The sequence below is a fragment of the Pseudomonas sp. ADPe genome (assembly GCF_014843515.1).
In the GTDB taxonomy this organism is placed as follows: Bacteria; Pseudomonadota; Gammaproteobacteria; order Pseudomonadales; family Pseudomonadaceae; genus Pseudomonas; species Pseudomonas citronellolis.
Window position 1 is genome coordinate 1,561,466 of sequence record NZ_CP062122.1, and the last position, 16,200, is coordinate 1,577,665.

General features: G+C 68.6%; 14 protein-coding genes. 6 read left to right on the forward strand and 8 right to left on the reverse strand.

All coding sequences use genetic code 11. The features are described from left to right. Positions 1 to 223 precede the first annotated feature (223 nt). The gene (locus IG194_RS07100) at positions 224 to 1,639 is read right to left on the reverse strand and encodes a sensor histidine kinase (protein WP_058487306.1); all 1,416 of its coding nucleotides are present in this window, start codon (positions 1,637 to 1,639) and stop codon (positions 224 to 226) included. Further along, positions 1,632 to 2,303 carry a response regulator gene (locus IG194_RS07105; protein WP_009616396.1) on the reverse strand — a complete coding sequence of 224 codons (672 nt, stop codon included), beginning with the start codon at positions 2,301 to 2,303 and terminating at the stop codon, positions 1,632 to 1,634. The genes IG194_RS07100 and IG194_RS07105 overlap by 8 nt, the downstream gene beginning before the upstream one ends. A gap of 185 nt (positions 2,304 to 2,488) precedes the next feature. Here IG194_RS07105 and IG194_RS07110 point away from each other — a divergent pair, with 185 nt between their 5' ends. Genes IG194_RS07110 through IG194_RS07125 form a run of 4 tightly spaced genes read left to right on the forward strand, consistent with a single transcriptional unit; the run spans position 2,489 to position 6,803 of the window. Next, the gene (locus tag IG194_RS07110; protein ID WP_058487307.1) at positions 2,489 to 3,781 is read left to right on the forward strand and encodes an OprD family porin; all 1,293 of its coding nucleotides are present in this window, start codon (positions 2,489 to 2,491) and stop codon (positions 3,779 to 3,781) included. A 22-nt stretch (positions 3,782 to 3,803) separates the two neighbouring features. Further along, entirely contained in the window at positions 3,804 to 4,787 is a 984-nt protein-coding gene (locus IG194_RS07115) for a Bug family tripartite tricarboxylate transporter substrate binding protein (protein ID WP_058487308.1), read from the forward strand. Positions 4,788 to 4,804: 17 nt separating this feature from the next. After that, a complete protein-coding gene (locus IG194_RS07120; RefSeq protein WP_058487309.1) occupies positions 4,805 to 5,275 on the forward strand; it encodes a tripartite tricarboxylate transporter TctB family protein in 471 nt (156 codons plus the stop codon). Between the two features lie 10 nt (positions 5,276 to 5,285). Continuing rightward, entirely contained in the window at positions 5,286 to 6,803 is a 1,518-nt protein-coding gene (locus IG194_RS07125) for a tripartite tricarboxylate transporter permease (protein ID WP_043271401.1), read from the forward strand. A 126-nt stretch (positions 6,804 to 6,929) separates the two neighbouring features. Here IG194_RS07125 and recJ read toward each other — a convergent pair whose 3' ends face one another. The 3 genes from recJ to IG194_RS07140 all read right to left on the reverse strand — a co-directional run bounded on the left by recJ (position 6,930) and on the right by IG194_RS07140 (position 10,585). Next, positions 6,930 to 8,645, reverse strand: coding sequence for a single-stranded-DNA-specific exonuclease RecJ (gene recJ / locus IG194_RS07130; protein ID WP_043314930.1), 1,716 nt, complete (start codon positions 8,643 to 8,645; stop codon positions 6,930 to 6,932). Between the two features lie 158 nt (positions 8,646 to 8,803). Further along, positions 8,804 to 9,343, reverse strand: a complete 540-nt coding sequence (locus IG194_RS07135; protein WP_009616386.1) for a YaeQ family protein — start codon at positions 9,341 to 9,343, stop codon at positions 8,804 to 8,806. A 69-nt stretch (positions 9,344 to 9,412) separates the two neighbouring features. Further along, on the reverse strand, positions 9,413 to 10,585 hold the full coding sequence (locus IG194_RS07140; protein ID WP_043271405.1) for a sensor domain-containing diguanylate cyclase: 1,173 nt from the start codon (positions 10,583 to 10,585) through the stop codon (positions 9,413 to 9,415). 258 nt (positions 10,586 to 10,843) lie between these two features. On the opposite strand from IG194_RS07140, the gene IG194_RS07145 reads away from it, so the two are divergent. Both IG194_RS07145 and IG194_RS07150 read left to right on the forward strand, forming a co-directional pair. After that, a complete protein-coding gene (locus IG194_RS07145) occupies positions 10,844 to 12,043 on the forward strand; it encodes a CaiB/BaiF CoA transferase family protein (RefSeq protein ID WP_058487310.1) in 1,200 nt (399 codons plus the stop codon). A 416-nt stretch (positions 12,044 to 12,459) separates the two neighbouring features. Beyond that, a complete protein-coding gene (locus tag IG194_RS07150; protein ID WP_058487311.1) occupies positions 12,460 to 12,783 on the forward strand; it encodes a hypothetical protein in 324 nt (107 codons plus the stop codon). Positions 12,784 to 12,842: 59 nt separating this feature from the next. On the opposite strand, the gene IG194_RS07155 is transcribed toward IG194_RS07150, so the two are convergent. The 3 genes from IG194_RS07155 to IG194_RS07165 form a co-directional block, all read right to left on the reverse strand. Next, positions 12,843 to 13,127, reverse strand: coding sequence for a DUF3509 domain-containing protein (locus IG194_RS07155; protein WP_009616381.1), 285 nt, complete (start codon positions 13,125 to 13,127; stop codon positions 12,843 to 12,845). 131 nt (positions 13,128 to 13,258) lie between these two features. Further along, positions 13,259 to 14,668 carry a threonine synthase gene (gene thrC, locus IG194_RS07160; RefSeq protein ID WP_009616379.1) on the reverse strand — a complete coding sequence of 470 codons (1,410 nt, stop codon included), beginning with the start codon at positions 14,666 to 14,668 and terminating at the stop codon, positions 13,259 to 13,261. 89 nt (positions 14,669 to 14,757) lie between these two features. Next, the gene (locus tag IG194_RS07165) at positions 14,758 to 16,062 is read right to left on the reverse strand and encodes a homoserine dehydrogenase (protein WP_024128495.1); all 1,305 of its coding nucleotides are present in this window, start codon (positions 16,060 to 16,062) and stop codon (positions 14,758 to 14,760) included. Positions 16,063 to 16,200: the final 138 nt, after the last annotated feature.

A 16,200-nucleotide genomic window follows, 5' to 3' on the forward strand; every position in this document is an offset into this window, starting at 1 on the left:
AGGGAGAGGGGACCGTTCGGAGTGGGCTGGTTTTACCGAGTTAGCCGGCAATCACGGTGGTTTCCGGCTGAAGCCATGCCTGTTCTCGGCACGGACAAGCCCCCTCTCCCTTCAGGGAGAGGGCTGGGGAGAGGGAGCGGAGTCAATCCAAACACCGAAGCCCGCCGGCAAGCGCTGTTCGCGAGCAAGAACCAGGCGTCCCCCTCGCTCCTACGAAAAGCGCCTAGCCGCCCCTCGCCTCTTCCAGCGGAAAACTCACCCGCACCAACAACCCACCCAACTCACCATGGGCCAGCTCGATACGAGCCCGGTGCGCAGCACAGATCTCCCCGACGATCGCCAACCCCAGCCCGGTGCCCTCCTGGCGCTTGCGGTAGAAGCGGCCGAAGACCTTGTCGCGCTCCTCCGCCGGGATGCCCGGGCCGTCGTCCTCGATCTCCAGCACGGCCGGCGACTCGACGCGGATCACCACGTTGCCGGCGGCATGGGCCAGGGCGTTGGCCACCAGGTTGTCGAGCAGTTCGTGGAGCAGCGTCGGGTCGCCCTTGATCCACACCGGCCGCTCGGCCTCCAGGGCCAGGGCCACGCCGCGCGCGTGGGCCAGCGGCGCCAGCACCATGCCCTGCTCGCGGGCCAGGGCGCCCAGTTCGATGGCCTCGCCGCCGCCCTCGGCGATGGCCCGGGCGCCGCTTTCCACCCGTGCCAGGGACAGCAACTGGTTGGCCAGCCCGGTGACGCGGTCGGTGTACTGCACCGCTTCCTCCAGCGTCTCGCGCCAGCGTTGCGGATCCTGCTCGCGCAGGCCCAGCTCCAGCCGCGCCTTGAGCGCCGCCAACGGCGTGCGCAGTTCGTGGGAGGCTTCGGCGATGAACTGCGACTGGCGCTCGAACAGGCTGCGCAGGCGCACGGTGAAATGGTTCAGCGCCGCCACCAGCGGGCGCAGTTCGCGCTGTACCGCCACCGGCGGCAGGGGCCGCAGGTCGTCCGCCTGGCGCTCCTCCACCGCCGCGCGCAGGCGGTCGAGCGGGCGCAGGCCGGCGCTCACCGCGTACCAGACCATGACCAGCGCGGCCAGCGCCGACAGCGCCAGGTTGAGCAGGGTGTCGGTGAGCAACTCGCGGGCCAGGCGCTCGCGGGCGCCGAGGGTCTCGGCCACGCGGATTTCCGCCATGCCGTTGACCGTCGGCTGGCTGACCGGCTGCAGCAGGCTGACCACGCGCACGCCCTGGCCCTGGTATTCGCTGTCGTAGAAGCGCGCCAGCGCCGGGTAGTCGTCGGTGCGCGGCGTTCCCGGCGGCGGCGCCGGCAGGTTCTCGTAGCCGGAGATGGACTGCCCGCGGGTGTCGATCACTTGGTAGAAGATGCGCCCGGCGCTGTCGTAGGCGAAGCTGTCCAGGGCCACGTAGGGCACGTTGGCGCGCAGGCTGCCGTCGCTGTCGTAGAGGCCGTCGGCGATGTCCCGCGCCGAGGCCAGCAGGGTGCGGTCGTAGGCGATGTCCGAGGCGTGGCGGGCACGCTGGTAGGTGGCCAGGCTGCCCAGCAGGAGCAGCACCAGCAGCAACCCGCCCAGGCGCCACAGCAGGCGCCAGCGCAGGCTGCCGGAACCGGGCAGGGCCAGGCGCCGGAGCACCTCAGGCATCCACGGCCTCGAGCAGGTAGCCCAGGCCGCGGAAGGTGACGATGCGCACCGCGTCGCCTTCCAGCTTCTTGCGCAGGCGATGCACGTAGATTTCGATGGCGTCGGCGCTGGCATCCTGGTCCAGGCCGAACACCTGGGCGGCCAGCTGTTCCTTGCTCAGCACCCGCCCGGGGCGGGCGATCAGCGCTTCCAGCACGGCCTGCTCGCGGGAGGTCAGGGTCAGCGCCTCGCCGGCCAGGCTGAAGCGCCGCGCGCCCAGGTCGTAGACCAGCTCGCCGCAACGCTGCTGCTGTTCGCCGCCGAGCACGCTGCGCCGCAGCAGGGCCTTCACCCGCGCTTCCAGTTCGCTCAGCTCGAAGGGCTTGGCCAGGTAATCGTCGGCGCCGAGGTTGAGGCCATGGACGCGGTCCTTGACCTCGCCGCGGGCGGTCAGCATCAGTACCGGCAGGGTCTTGCCGCGGCCGCGCAGGCGCGCCAGCACTTCGAAGCCGTCCAGGCGCGGCAGGCCGACGTCGAGAATGGCCAGGGCGTATTCCTCGCTGGCCAGGGCCAGGTCGGCGGCCACCCCGTCGCGCAGCAGGTCGACCGTCCAGCCCGCGCCCTTGAGCGCCTGCTGCACGCTGTCGCCCAGTTGCGGATGGTCTTCGACCAGAAGGATGCGCACGGCGGTATTCCTCGCTCGGATGTGGACAGGTGCACGCAGTTTACCCGCCCACGGGCGCCTGTGAACGGCTGAAAGCCTGGTGAAAGGCAGCGGCGCTAGGATCGCCCGTCAGACGACGCAGATCGTCCCAAAATCGGCTGGCGGCGTGGCGCCATCCACACAAGAACAAGAAATGGAGTCCACCGATGCTGACTGTCCAGCACCCGGCCCGTGGGGCCAATCCCGTCCTGTTCCGTGTTCTCCCCGCCGGTTTCGGCGCGGCCCTGGCCCTCGGCGGCCTGGCCGGGGAAGCCGAGGCTTCCGGCTTCATCGAAGACAGCAGCCTGAAGCTGCAGACGCAGAACATCTACTTCAACCGCGACTTCCGCGACGGCGCCGGCCAGTCCAAGCGCGAGGAGTGGGCGCAAGGTTTCATCCTCGACTTCCAGTCCGGCTACACCGACGGCACCGTCGGCGTCGGCCTCGACGCCCTGGGCATGCTCGGCCTCAAGCTCGACTCCAGCCCCGACCGCACCGGCAGCGGCCTGCTGCCCACCCACGACGACGGCCGCGCCGCGGACGAGTACAGCAAGCTCGGGCTGACCGCCAAGTTCAAGGTCTCGCAGACCGAACTCAAGCTCGGCAGCCTGATCCCCGACCTGCCCACCCTGCAGCCCAACGACAGCCGCCTGTTTCCGCAGATATTCGAGGGCGGCCTGCTGGAGTCCCGCGACCTGCCCGGCCTGACCTTCACCGGCGGGCGCCTGGAAAAGGCCATCGACCGCGACTCCACCGATGCCCAGGACCTGGCACTGAACAACAAGAACAAGCGCTTCACCGGCAGCGTCGCCGGCGAGCACTACGACCTGGCCGGCGGCGACTACAAGTTCGACGAGCACTTCACCGGCCGCTACCACTATGCCGAGCTGGACGAGGTGTACCGCCAGCACTTCGTCGGCCTGCTCAGCAGCCACAAGCTGGGCGACGGCAAGCTGACCACCGACTGGCGCCTGGCGATCAGCGACGACGACGGCGCCGCCCGCGGCGGCAGGATCGACAACCGCGCCTTCAACGCCATGCTCGGCTACGCCATCGGCGCCAACAAGTTCAGTGTCGGCTGGCAGCAGATGGACGGCGACAGCGCCTTCCCCTACATCGACGGCAGCAACCCCTACCTGGTGAACTTCGTCCAGGTCGGCGACTTCGCCGAGACCAGGGAACGCTCCTGGCAGCTGCGCCACGACTTCGACTTCGCCGTGTTCGGCCTGCCCGGCCTGACCCTGATGAACCGCTACCTCAAGGGCGACAACGCCGAGATCAACGGGCGCGCCGGCGAAGGCCGCGAGTGGGAACGCGACACCGACCTCAAGTACGTGGTGCAGAGCGGCCCGCTGAAGGACTTCGGCGTGCGCCTGCGCAACGCCACCTACCGTTCCAACTTCGCCCGCAACGCCGACGAAACCCGCGTCTACCTCACCTATTCCCTGGCGATCTGGTAAACAACAACAAGAAGAGGCCCCGATGATGACCAAGCTCCGCACCCTCCCCCTGCTTCTCGCCGCCGGCGCGCTGTTCACCGCCGCCGTCGCCCACGCCGAGCCCAAGCGCCCGGAATGCATCGCCCCGGCCGCCCCCGGCGGCGGTTTCGACCTGACCTGCAAGCTGGCGCAGAGCGCCCTGCTGGACGAGAAGCTGCTGAGCAGCCCGATGCGCGTCACCTACATGCCCGGCGGCGTCGGCGCGGTGGCCTACAACGCCGTGGTCGCCCAGCGCCCGGCCGACGGCAACAGCATCACCGCCTTCTCCAGCGGCTCGCTGCTGAACCTGGCCCAGGGCAAGTTCGGCCGCTACGACGAGAACGCGGTGAAGTGGCTGGCGGCCATCGGCACCAGCTACGGCGCCATCGCCGTGCGCGACGACTCGCCCTACAAGAACCTCGCCGACCTGGTGGCCGCGCTCAAGGCCGACCCGGGCAAGGTGGTGATCGGCTCCGGCGGCACCGTCGGCAGCCAGGACTGGATGCAGACCGCGCTGATCGCCAAGGCCGCCGGCATCGATCCGAAGCGGCTGCGCTACGTCGCCCTGGAAGGCGGCGGCGAGATCGCCACGGCGCTGCTGGGCGGGCACATCCAGGTGGGCAGCACCGACATCTCCGACTCCATGCCGCACATCCGCGCCGGCAAGATGCGCCTGCTCGCGGTGTTCGCCGAGGAGCGCCTGCAGGACGAGGGCATGGCCGACATTCCCACCGCCAGGGAGCAGGGCTTCGACATCGTCTGGCCGGTGGTGCGCGGCTTCTACGTCGGGCCCAAGGTCAGCGACGAGGACTACCAGTTCTGGAAGGCCTCGTTCGACAAGCTGCTGGCCTCGGAGGACTTCGCCAAGCTGCGCGACCAGCGCGAGCTGTTCCCCTTCGCCATGACCGGGCCCGAGCTGGACAGCTACGTCAAGCAGCAGGTCGCCCGCTATCGGCAGATGGCCCATGACTTCGGCCTGATCCAGTAAGCCGCGAGGTTCCCGACATGCACGCCCCCCACTCGCTGCCGCAGCGGCTGTTCGCCGGTGCCTGGCTGCTGGCCTGCCTCGGCCTGGCCACCGTGGCCTGGAACTACCAGGCGCCCTTTTCCTACGAACCGGTGGGCCCGCGCGCCTACCCGCTGCTGTGCCTGGCGCTGATGGCGATCGGCCTGGCCTGGCTGATCCTGCGCCCCGCCCCGGCCCGCCACGACGACGAGCAGCCGCTGGAAGGCGCGCTGCTGCGCAAGGTGGTGGCGTGCATCGGCCTGCTGCTGGTCTACGCCGGGCTCTTCGAGCCGCTGGGCTTCATCCTCGCCAGCGCCCTGGTGGGCAGCTTCATCGCCCTGCTCTATGGCGGCAAGCCGGCCGTCAGCGTGCTCACCTGCACGCTGCTGAGCATCGGCCTGTACCTGCTCTTCGACCGCACCCTGGACGTCCCGCTGCCGCGCGGCGTGCTCGATTTCCTGCCCTTCTGAGGACACCGTCATGGATACCCTGAGCTATCTCGGGCAGGGCTTCGGCGTCGCCCTGAGCCCCTACAACCTCGTCACCGCGCTGATCGGCACGCTGATCGGCACCGTGGTCGGCCTGCTCCCGGGCCTGGGCCCGATCAACGGCGTGGCCCTGCTGATCCCGGTGGCCTTCGCCCTCGGCCTGCCGCCGGAGTCGGCGCTGATCCTGCTGGCCGCGGTGTACCTGGGCTGCGAATACGGCGGGCGGATTTCCTCGATCCTGCTGAACATCCCCGGCGAGGCCTCCACCGTGATGACCACCCTGGACGGCTACCCCATGGCGCGCAACGGCCTGGCCGGCGTGGCCTTGTCGCTGTCGGCCTGGAGCTCGTTCATCGGCGCCTTCATCGCCACCTGCGGCATGGTGCTGTTCGCCCCGCTGCTGGCGAAATGGGCGATCGCCTTCGGCCCGGCGGAATACTTCGTGCTGATGGTCTTCGCCATAGTCGCGCTCGGCGGCCTGGCCGGCGACCGCCCGCTGAAGACGCTGCTGGCGGCGCTGCTCGGGCTGTTCCTGTCCAGCGTGGGCATCGACGCCAACAGCGGCGTGTACCGCTTCACCTTCGAGAGCATCCACGTCGCCGACGGCATCCAGTTCGTGGTGCTGGTGCTGGGCCTGTTCTCGGTCAGCGAGATCCTCCTGCTGCTGGAGAAGACCCACCACGGGCACAAGGCCGTGGAAGCCAGCGGGCGCATGCTGTTCAACCTCAAGGAGGCGGCCTCGGTGTTCGTCGTCAACCTGCGCTGCGGCCTGCTCGGCTTCGTCATGGGCGTGCTGCCCGGCGCCGGCGCCACCCTGGCCAGCGCCGTGGCCTACATGACCGAGAAGCGCTACGCCGGCGCCAGCGGCAAGTTCGGCCAGGGCGACATGCGCGGCCTGGCCGCCCCGGAAACCGCCATCGGCGCTTCCGCCTGCGGCGCCCTGGTGCCGATGCTGACCCTCGGCGTGCCCGGCTCGGGCACCACCGCGGTGATGATCGGCGCGCTCAGCCTGTACAACATCACCCCCGGCCCGCTGCTGTTCCAGGAGCAGCCGACCATCGTCTGGGGCCTGATCGCCTCGCTGTTCATCGCCAACCTGATGCTGATCATCCTCAACGTGCCGATGGTGCGGGTGTTCACCCGCATCCTCTCGGTGCCGAACTGGGCGCTGGTGCCGGGCATCGCGATCATCACTGCCATCGGCGTGTACGCCGTGCATGCCACCACCTTCGACCTGTTCCTGATGGTCGGCATCGGCATCCTCGGCTACATCCTGCGCAAGCTCGACTTCCCACTCTCGCCGCTGCTGCTGGGCTTCATCCTCGGCGGGCTGATGGAGCAGAACCTGCGCCGCGCGCTGTCGATCTCCAACGGCGAGCTGGGCATCCTCTGGTCCAGCCCCATCGCCATCGGCACCTGGGCCCTGGTGGCGGCGATGCTCGGCCTGCCGCTGTACCGCGCCTGGCGCCGCCGCCTGGCCCGGCGCAACGCGGCGCTGGCCGGCGCCTGAGAAAGACCAACCACGCTCGCCGCGTTCTCTCCTGCGGCGATTTCAGACCCGCCTTGCGCGGGTCTCTTTTTGCCTGAAGTGGGCGCTCGTAAAACCCTGCGAAGCGATACCCATCGGCCGGCGAGCTCAGCGTGGCGCCAGGTGCACCACCATCAACTGCACGCTCTCGTTGCCGCGGTATTCGTTGACGTCCAGCTTGTAGGCCACTTCCGCCCAGCGCACCGTCGGGTTCGGCCAGACCTCGCGGTCGACGTTGAAGGCGATGCCGTCCAGCTGCAGCGAACCGCACTCGGTCTTGAGCACCAGCTTCAGGTGGCGCTCGCCGACGATGCGCTGCTGGACGATCTGGAACACCCCGTGGAACAGCGGCTCGGGGAAGTGCTGGCCCCAGGGGCCGGCCTGGCGCAGGGCGCGGGCCAGTTCCAGGTGGAACTCGGTCAGGCTCAGCTGGCCGTCGGAGAGGATGCGCCCGGTGAGGTCGTCCTCGCTGAGCTGGCGGCGCACCTCGGCGTCGAAGGCCGCGGCGAAGGCGCCGAAGTGCCCTTGCGGCAGCGACAGGCCGGCGGCCATGGCATGCCCGCCGAACTTGCTGATCAGCCCCGGGTGGCGCGCGGCCACGGCGTCCAGCGCATCGCGGATGTGCAGGCCCGGCACCGAGCGCGCCGAACCCTTGAGGCTGCCGTCGCCGGCGTCGGCGAAGGCGATGGTCGGGCGGTGGTAGCGCTCCTTCAGGCGCGAGGCGAGGATGCCGATCACGCCCTGGTGCCAGTCCGGGTCGAACAGGCACAGGCCGAAGGGCATTTCCTCCACCGGCAGCTCCTTGAGCTGGGCCAGGGCCTCGCGCTGCATGCCCTGCTCGATGGCCTTGCGGTCCTGGTTGAGCTGGTCGAGCTGCACCGCCATGTCGCGGGCCAGGGCCTCGTCCTCGCAGAGCAGGCATTCGATGCCCAGGGACATGTCGTCCAGGCGCCCGGCGGCGTTCAGCCGCGGGCCGAGAATGAAACCCAGGTCGGTGGAAGTGATGCGCCGGGCATCACGCCCGGCCACTTCCAGCAACGCGCGCAGGCCCGGGCGGGCGCGGCCGGCGCGGATGCGCGCCAGGCCCTGGTGCACCAGGATGCGGTTGTTGGCGTCCAGCGGCACCACGTCGGCGACGCTGCCCAGGGCCACCAGGTCGAGCAGCTCGGCCAGGTTAGGCTCCGGCGTGCCGCTGCGGGCGAACCAGTCCAGCTCGCGCAGGCGCGCGCGCAGGGCGAGCATCACGTAGAAGATCACGCCGACCCCGGCCATGGCCTTGCTGGGGAATTCGCAGCCCGGCTGGTTGGGGTTGACGATGGCGTCCGCCGCCGGCAGCTCAGGGCCCGGCAGGTGGTGGTCGGTGACCAGCACGCGCAGCCCGGCGGCCTTGGCCGCGGCCACGCCGTCGATGCTGGAGATGCCGTTGTCCACGGTGACCAACAGCTCCGGGCGTTTCTCCAGGGCGACCGCGACTATCTCCGGGGTCAGGCCGTAGCCGTATTCGAAGCGGTTCGGCACCAGGTAGTCGACCCAGGCCGCGCCGAGCAGGCGCAGGGCCAGCACGCCGACGCTGCTGGCGGTGGCGCCGTCGGCATCGAAGTCACCGACGTAGAGGATGCGCTGGCGCTTCTCCAGGGCATCTACAAGTAACTCGACAGCGGCGTCGATGCCCTTGAGCTGGCGGTACGGGATCAGCCGCGCCAGGCCCTTGTCCAGCTCCTCGGCGGACTTCACGCCACGGGCGGCGTAGAGGCGGGTCAGCAGTGGCGGCAGGTCGCCGAGGTCGGGCAGGGTTTCCGGCAACGGGCGGGGGTCGATGCGCATCAGAGCTTTCCAATCCTTCCATTTCAGCCTGACCTTGCGCCTTGCGAGCTAGAGCACGGCTAGGCGAAAACAGGCACGGGCGCGGAGTTTACCGAGTGTAAATGAGCAAGCCCGGGCCTGTTTTCAACGCAGCCGGGCCGACGCGCAGCTAGCGCAACTCAGCGTTCGCCCATCAGCCATTCGAGTTGCAGTTCATGCTGGCCGTTCTCATCGGTGACGAAGATCGTCCCCTCGCTGATCATCACGGTCCAGTTGATCGAGCGCGGCAGGTCGCGGGCCAGCTCCTCCAGCGGTTCCTGGGGCACGGCGGCGACATTCAGGTTCTTCAGGTGGCGCACGCCGTCGAGGACCTTGGTGGTCCATACGCGCAGGTTGCCGTAGGCCAGCAGCGAGAGCTTCTCGCAGCGCCGCGAGCACCACACCAGGCGCTCGCTGTCCGGCTGGCCGACCTCGATCCAGTGCAGGATACGGTCGTCCAGGCTCTTCTCCCACAGCGACGGTTCCTCGACGTCCGACAGGCCGCGGCCGAAGGCCAGTTGCTCGTTGTACCAAAGCACGAAGGCGATCAGGCGGACCGCCAGGCGCTCCTCGGTTTCCGAGGGGTGGCGGGCGACGGTGAAGCGCAGCGTCTCGTAGACGCCGCGGTCCAGGTCGGTGAGGCTGATGTCGGCCTTGTAGGGGGTGGCGGAGAGGGCCATGGTCTATCCCAGCGATGCGAAGGCGGCAAGTCTACCCCGATTGCGCCGGCCCTGCCGCCCCCGTCGCGCTCAGCGGTGGCCGCGGCCCTCGCGCCCCGGCCTGGGGGCCGACAGCTCGATACGGTTGCGGCCCTTGGCCTTGGCCAGGTACAGCGCCTGGTCGGCCAGCGACAGCAGTCGCGCCAGCTCGTAGCCGCCCTCCTCGCTGGTGGCCACGCCGATGCTGACGCTGAGCAGGCCATCCGCGACGAACGGCACCTCGGCGAACTCCCGGCGGATGCGTTCGGCCACCTGGCAGGCGGCTTCGGTGCCGGCGCCGATCAGCAGGCAGGCGAACTCCTCGCCGCCGATGCGCCCGAACACGTCCTGGCGGCGCATGCGCGAGGCGGTGATGCGGCTGAATTCCTGCAGGGCGCGGTCGCCCACCGGGTGGCCGTAGGCGTCGTTGAGGCGCTTGAAGTTGTCCAGGTCGCAGACCAGCAGCGCCACCGGCTCGCCACGCTCGGCGCACAGGCGCAGCAGGCGCTCGCCGGAATCCATGAAGGCGCGGCGGTTGCCGATGCCGGTCAGGGGGTCGCTCAGGGCCGCCGAACGGAACTTCAGCTCGGCGCGGTCCTTGACCATGGTCAGGGTGGTGAAGGCCAGGCCGACGGCGACCATCATGGTCTCGAACACCAGCAGGGTGAACAGGGTGGTGTAGGTGCCGGCGGGCACCACCGGCACCTCGCCGCGGTCGACGAAGATGCGCAGGGTGTAGAAGCCGGCGTGGAACAGCAACAGGGCCAGGGTCGGCCGCAGCGGCACTTCCAGGCGCTGGCGGCTGCGCCACAGCTCGGCGGCGGCGAGCAGGCAGTAGACCACGGTCAGCGCCGAGTGGACCTGGATGCGCAAGACCATCGACTGCAGGAAGACCGGCCACAGACACAGCAGCAGCCAGAGCACGGCCCCCGCGGCCACGCCGGGCCAGTAGGGCGCGCGCCCGGCGAACACCCGCATGCTGGTCCACAGCAGCGCGCAGGAAAGCGCCACCACCATGTTGCCGGCGACGATGGCCAGCGTCTCCAGGCCGAAGCTGCGCAGGGCGATGAGGAAGGTGGACAGCGCCCCGAGCAGGAGCATGGCGGCCATGTAGCCGAGGGTCGGCTCGCGGCGCCCGCCGTACCAGGCGAAGAACATCAGCACGCCGACCAGGGCGAGGATGTACAGGTCCACCAGCAGCAGGGTGGGCAGGCTCAGCGACATGCGCCCTCCTTCGGCATCCCGTGCGCAGGCGACGTAGGGTCGACGGAAGGAGGAAGATCAACGGCGCCCATGAGCGGATACCCGGCCGGCCTGAAAAGGGTGTGGGAATGCTCCCTACTCTACGCGTCCGGCGTCGATCGCGGAACGCCTTCACAACCGATCGGTCAGCTTTGCCCGCGCCGCCGCCCCGGCCATGGCTTGCGGCGGGCCGGCGACGGCCCTAGAGTCGCCCCACTGCCCGACTGACGGAAACCTTCGATGAACGCCACCGCCAAACCCCTCGCCGGCCTCAAGGTCGTGGAACTCGGCACCCTGATCGCCGGCCCCTTCGCCGCGCGCCTGTGCGCGGAGTTCGGCGCCGAAGTGACCAAAATCGAGTCGCCCGACGGCGGCGACCCGCTGCGCAAGTGGCGCAAGCTCTACGAGGGCACCTCGCTGTGGTGGTTCGTGCAGGCGCGCAACAAGCGCTCGCTGACCCTCAACCTCAAGCAGGAAGCCGGCCGCGAGGTGCTGAAGAAGCTGCTGGCCGAGGCCGACATCCTCATCGAGAACTTCCGCCCCGGCGTGCTGGAGAAGCTCGGCCTGGGCTGGGACGTGCTCCACGCGCTGAACCCCAGGCTGGTGATGGTGCGCCTGTCCGGCTTCGGCCAGAGCGGCCCCTACAAGGACCAGCCGGGCTTCGGCGCGGTGGGCGAATCCATGGGCGGGCTGCGCTACATCACCGGCTTCGAGGACCGTCCGCCGGTGCGCACCGGCATCTCCATCGGCGACTCCATCGCCGCCCTGTGGGGCGTCATAGGCGCGCTCATGGCGCTGCGCCACCGCGAGGTCAACGGCGGCCAGGGCCAGGTGGTGGACGTGGCGCTGTACGAAGCGGTGTTCGCCATGATGGAGTCCATGGTCCCGGAGTTCGACGTGTTCGGCTTCATCCGCGAGCGCAGCGGCAACATCATGCCCGGCATCACCCCGTCCTCGGTGCACACCACTGCCGACGGCAAGCACGTGCAGATCGCCGCCAACGGCGACGCCATCTTCCGCCGCTTCATGCTCGCCATCGGCCGCCAGGACCTGGCCGACGACCCGCAACTGGCCGGCAACGACGGCCGCGATGCGCGGCGCGACGAACTGTACGGGGTGATCGACCGCTGGGCCCGCTCGCTGCCGCAGGAAGAGGTGCTGAAGGTGCTGAACGAGGCCGAGGTGCCGGCCAGCCGCATCTATTCCGCCGAGGACATGTTCGCCGATCCGCAATTCCTCGCCCGCGAGATGTTCCTCTCGGCGAAGCTGCCGGACGGCAAGCCCTTCAAGATGCCCGGCATAGTGCCCAAGCTCTCGGAAACCCCCGGCTCGGCCGAATGGATAGGCCCGAAGCTGGGCGAGCACAACGATGCGATCCTGGCGGAGCTGGGCTACGACGCAGAACAGATCGCCGCGTTGCGGCGGGATGGGGCTGTTTGATAGCGGTGAGCACGCTCTTGTAGGAGCGAGCTTGCTCGCAAACTGGAGTCACCTGCGACTTCGACGCCATGGCTTGGCTCCGTCCCCTCTCCCTAACCCTCGGCTGCGCGCCCCGCCCTGAAGGGAGAGGGGACCGTTGGGCAGAAACGGCTGTTCTGGAGTTAGCCGGCAGCACCGAAGGTTTCCGGCTGAAACCATTCCTCCTCTCGGCACGGACCAGCCCCCTCTCCCTTCAGGGAGAGGGTTGGGGAGAGGGCGCTCTTCAGGTCAAGCGCCGAGATTGCCGGCGAAGCCCCATTCGCGAGCAAGCTCGCTCCTACGAAAAGAACGGAATCACCCGGCTGATCCACGCGGGAAAATCCACTACCTGATCCTTTCGGCGCCCATTCCGGGCGCTCCGCAGAGGAGAAGGCTCCATGGAGATGAACCAGCACTGCCTGGACACGCTGCGCAAGCTGGCCCAGGGCATCGACCCGCGCAGCGGCCTGCCGCTTCCCGAGCAGAATGCCTGCCAGGCGCCGGAGGTGATCCGCGCCCTGTTCCAGGCCATCCAGGCCCTCGAAGCCCAGGGCAAGGTGCGCCCGCCGCCGGAGCAGGCCGGCAAGCCCTGGAGCGAGGAAGAGGAACAGGCCCTGCTGCGGCGCTTCGACGAGGGCGAGCCGATCACCGCCATCGCCCGCGCTCACAGTCGCACCACCGGGGCCATCCGCGCCCGCCTGGCGCAGTGCGGGCGCCTGTAGAAACGCGAATGCTGCCGCCCCGCACCGGGGCGGCGGCATTCGCGATGGAACCGGCGGGCTCAGGTGTCGTAGCTGAGCACCTGGGCGGCGCGCTGGCGCAGTGCCAGGATGACGTCGTTGCAGATCCGCCCCTCCTGGACCGCCAGGTCGCGGCTGATGGCTTCCAGCGCCTCCTGGCAATTGCGCTCGTCGGCCAGTTGTTCGCCACTGAGGACGCGACGCAGGACGACCTCGCCTTCGGAAGTGCTCAGGCTCAGCACCCGGCCACCGTCCGGACGCGCGGGTCCGAGATCGTGGGCGTACTGGCTGAAGATGGCTGCGAGCAGGGGCTCGAGTCGGTCCATGGGGTTCTCCTGGGATACAACGGATACGTCAGCAAAAGACCTCTATCTGAAGGAAAAAGTTCAATAACCTCAGATATTTGCCCCGCAAACGAAAAAGCCCGCCAAGGTGGCGGGCTCTTCCTGCGGCCGGTTTAGAGCGGCTTGCCGCGGTTGCCGTGGGCGCTGACGAAAGCCTGGACCTTGGCCAGTTCGTTGGGCAGCACGGTGCAGCGTTCCTCGCGCTGGAACAGGTCGGCCAGGTGCGCCGGCAGCGCCGGGGCCGCCTCGATGCCGGCCTTCTCCACCGCTTCCGGGAACTTCACCGGGTGTGCGGTGCCCAGGGTGACCATGGGGATGGCCAGGCTGCGGCGGCATTCGCGGGCGGCGTGCACGCCGATGGCGGTGTGCGGGTCGAGCAGTTCGCCGCACTCGGCGTAGACCTCGGCGATGGTCTGGCAGGTCTGCTCGTCGTCCACTGCCAGCGAATCGAACAGGCGGCGCGCCTCGGTCCAGCGGTCATCCTCGACGGACAGCTTGCCGGTGGCCTTGAAGCCGTCCATCAGCTCGGCGATGGCCTTGCCGTTGCGGCCGTGCAGGTCGAACAGCAGGCGCTCGAAGTTGGACGAGACCATGATGTCCATGGACGGCGACAGCGATGCGTGCAGGGTGTCCTTGTCGTAACGGTTGCCGGACATGAAGCGGTGCAGGATGTCGTTGCGGTTGGTCGCCACGATCAGTTGGCTGACCGGCAGGCCCATGTTGCGCGCCAGGTAGCCGGCGAAGATGTCGCCGAAGTTGCCGGTGGGCACCGAGAAGGCCACCGAACGGGCCGGCGCGCCGAGCTGGATGGCGGCATGGAAGTAGTAGACGATCTGGGCCATGATCCGCGCCCAGTTGATCGAGTTGACCGCCACCAGGCGGGTGCCTTTCAGGAAGCCCTGGTCGGCGAAGCTGGCCTTGACCATCTCCTGGCAGTCGTCGAAGTTGCCTTCGATGGCGATGTTGTGGATGTTTTCGCCGAGGATGGTCGTCATCTGCCGGCGCTGCACCTCGGACACGCGGTTGTGCGGGTGCATGATGAAGATGTCGACGTTCTCGCAGGCCTTGCAGCCTTCGATGGCCGCCGAGCCGGTGTCGCCGGAGGTGGCGCCCATGATCACCACGCGCTCGCCGCGCTTGGTCAGCACGTGGTCGAGCAGGCGGCCGAGCAGTTGCAGGGCGAAGTCCTTGAAGGCCAGGGTCGGGCCGTGGAACAGCTCCAGCACCCACTCGTTGCCGTTCAGCTGGCGCAGCGGCGCCACGGCGTTGTGGGCGAAGACGCCGTAGGTCTCCTCGAGGATCTTCTTGAAGTCGGCGTCCGAGATGCTGCCGGCGACGAACGGGCGCATCACCCGGAAGGCCAGTTCGTGGTACGGCAGGCCGGCCCAGGAGGCGATCTCCTCGACGGTGAAGCGCGGCAGGTTTTCCGGCACGTACAGGCCGCCGTCGCTGGCCAGGCCGGCCAGCAGCACGTCTTCGAAGTTCAGCGCGGGCGCCTGGCCGCGGGTACTGATGTAGCGCATGTTAGAAACCTTTCTTGAAAACCGATAAAAGCGCTGGAGGCTTGAGGCTGGACGTAGAAGCCTTCTCGTCCAGCCTTCAGCCTATAGCCTTACGCGAGCTGCTCTACACGAATGCGTACGACATTGCCGACCACGTCATCCAGCGCTTCCAGCGCGGCGATGGCTTCGATGATGCGGGACTCGAGCACGCGGTGGGTAACCAGAATCATCGGCACCAGACCGTCATGCTCTTCGACTTCCATCTGCATGATCGATTCGATGTTGATGCCGCGCTCGGAGAGGATGGTCGCCACCTGGGCCAGTACGCCCGGGTGGTCCTTGGCCTGGATGCGCAGGTAGTAGGCGCTTTCGCAGGCTTCGATCGGCAGGATCGGGTGGTCGGAGAGCGAGTCCGGCTGGAAGGCCAGGTGCGGCACGCGGTTCTCCGGGTCGGTGGTGAGCACGCGGACCACGTCGACCAGATCGGCGACCACCGAGGATGCTGTGGGCTCCATGCCGGCGCCGGCGCCGTAGAACAGCGTGGAACCGGCGGCGTCGCCGTTGACCATGACCGCGTTCATCACGCCGTTCACATTGGCGATCAGGCGGTCGGCCGGGATCAGCGTCGGGTGCACGCGCAGCTCGATGCCGGCGTCGGTGCGGCGGGCCACGCCCAGGTGCTTGATGCGGTAGCCCAGGGCCTCGGCGTAGTTCACGTCGGCGGTGGTCAGCTTGGTGATGCCCTCGGTGTAGGCCTTGTCGAACTGCAGCGGGATGCCGAAGGCGATGGACGCCAGGATGGTCAGCTTGTGCGCGGCGTCGATGCCCTCGACGTCGAAGGTCGGGTCCGCTTCGGCGTAGCCCAGCGCCTGGGCTTCCTTGAGCACGTCGGCGAAGGCGCGGCCTTTCTCGCGCATCTCGGTGAGGATGAAGTTGCCGGTGCCGTTGATGATGCCGGCCAGCCAGTTGATGCGGTTGGCCGCCAGGCCCTCGCGGATCGCCTTGATCACCGGGATGCCGCCGGCCACCGCGGCCTCGAAGGCGACGATCACGCCCTTCTCGCGGGCCTTGGCGAAGATCTCGTTGCCGTGCACGGCGATCAGCGCCTTGTTCGCGGTGACCACGTGCTTGCCGTTCTCGATGGCCTTGAGCACCAGCTCGTGGGCCAGGGTGTAGCCACCGATCAGCTCGATGACCACGTCGATTTCCGGGTTGTTCGCCACGTCGAAAATGTCGGCAGTGATGGGGGTGCTGCCGGTTTCGCATTTCGGATTGGGACGACGGGCGGCAATCTGCGCAACCTCGATACCACGCCCGGCGCGGCGGGCAATCTCCTCGGCGTTGCGTTTGAGTACATTGAAGGTACCGCCACCGACGGTCCCCAACCCACAGATTCCCACTTTCACCGGTTTCACGCTGAAACTCCCCATCATCGCGGCAAACGGGGTACGTCCCGGCCCTCGGCGCATGTGCGGCGAGGGCGGGGACGTACCGTACGAAGGCCGGGCGAACGCCCGGCCTCATGGTTAAAGGAACCGCACATTACGAAGCGG

What these genes read in the sequence shown, in the direction of transcription:
- IG194_RS07145 (WP_058487310.1), top strand. Translation starts at nt 10,844, where the DNA reads ATGAACGCCACCGCCAAACCCCTCGCCGGCCTCAAGGTCGTGGAACTC.
- thrC (WP_009616379.1), bottom strand. Translation starts at nt 14,668, where the DNA reads ATGCGCTACATCAGTACCCGCGGCCAGGCGCCCGCGCTGAACTTCGAA.
- IG194_RS07120 (WP_058487309.1), top strand. Translation starts at nt 4,805, where the DNA reads ATGCACGCCCCCCACTCGCTGCCGCAGCGGCTGTTCGCCGGTGCCTGG.
- IG194_RS07150 (WP_058487311.1), top strand. Translation starts at nt 12,460, where the DNA reads ATGGAGATGAACCAGCACTGCCTGGACACGCTGCGCAAGCTGGCCCAG.
- IG194_RS07140 (WP_043271405.1), bottom strand. Translation starts at nt 10,585, where the DNA reads ATGTCGCTGAGCCTGCCCACCCTGCTGCTGGTGGACCTGTACATCCTC.
- IG194_RS07115 (WP_058487308.1), top strand. Translation starts at nt 3,804, where the DNA reads ATGATGACCAAGCTCCGCACCCTCCCCCTGCTTCTCGCCGCCGGCGCG.
- IG194_RS07155 (WP_009616381.1), bottom strand. Translation starts at nt 13,127, where the DNA reads ATGGACCGACTCGAGCCCCTGCTCGCAGCCATCTTCAGCCAGTACGCC.
- recJ (WP_043314930.1), bottom strand. Translation starts at nt 8,645, where the DNA reads ATGCGCATCGACCCCCGCCCGTTGCCGGAAACCCTGCCCGACCTCGGC.
- IG194_RS07135 (WP_009616386.1), bottom strand. Translation starts at nt 9,343, where the DNA reads ATGGCCCTCTCCGCCACCCCCTACAAGGCCGACATCAGCCTCACCGAC.
- IG194_RS07100 (WP_058487306.1), bottom strand. Translation starts at nt 1,639, where the DNA reads ATGCCTGAGGTGCTCCGGCGCCTGGCCCTGCCCGGTTCCGGCAGCCTG.
- IG194_RS07110 (WP_058487307.1), top strand. Translation starts at nt 2,489, where the DNA reads ATGCTGACTGTCCAGCACCCGGCCCGTGGGGCCAATCCCGTCCTGTTC.
- IG194_RS07125 (WP_043271401.1), top strand. Translation starts at nt 5,286, where the DNA reads ATGGATACCCTGAGCTATCTCGGGCAGGGCTTCGGCGTCGCCCTGAGC.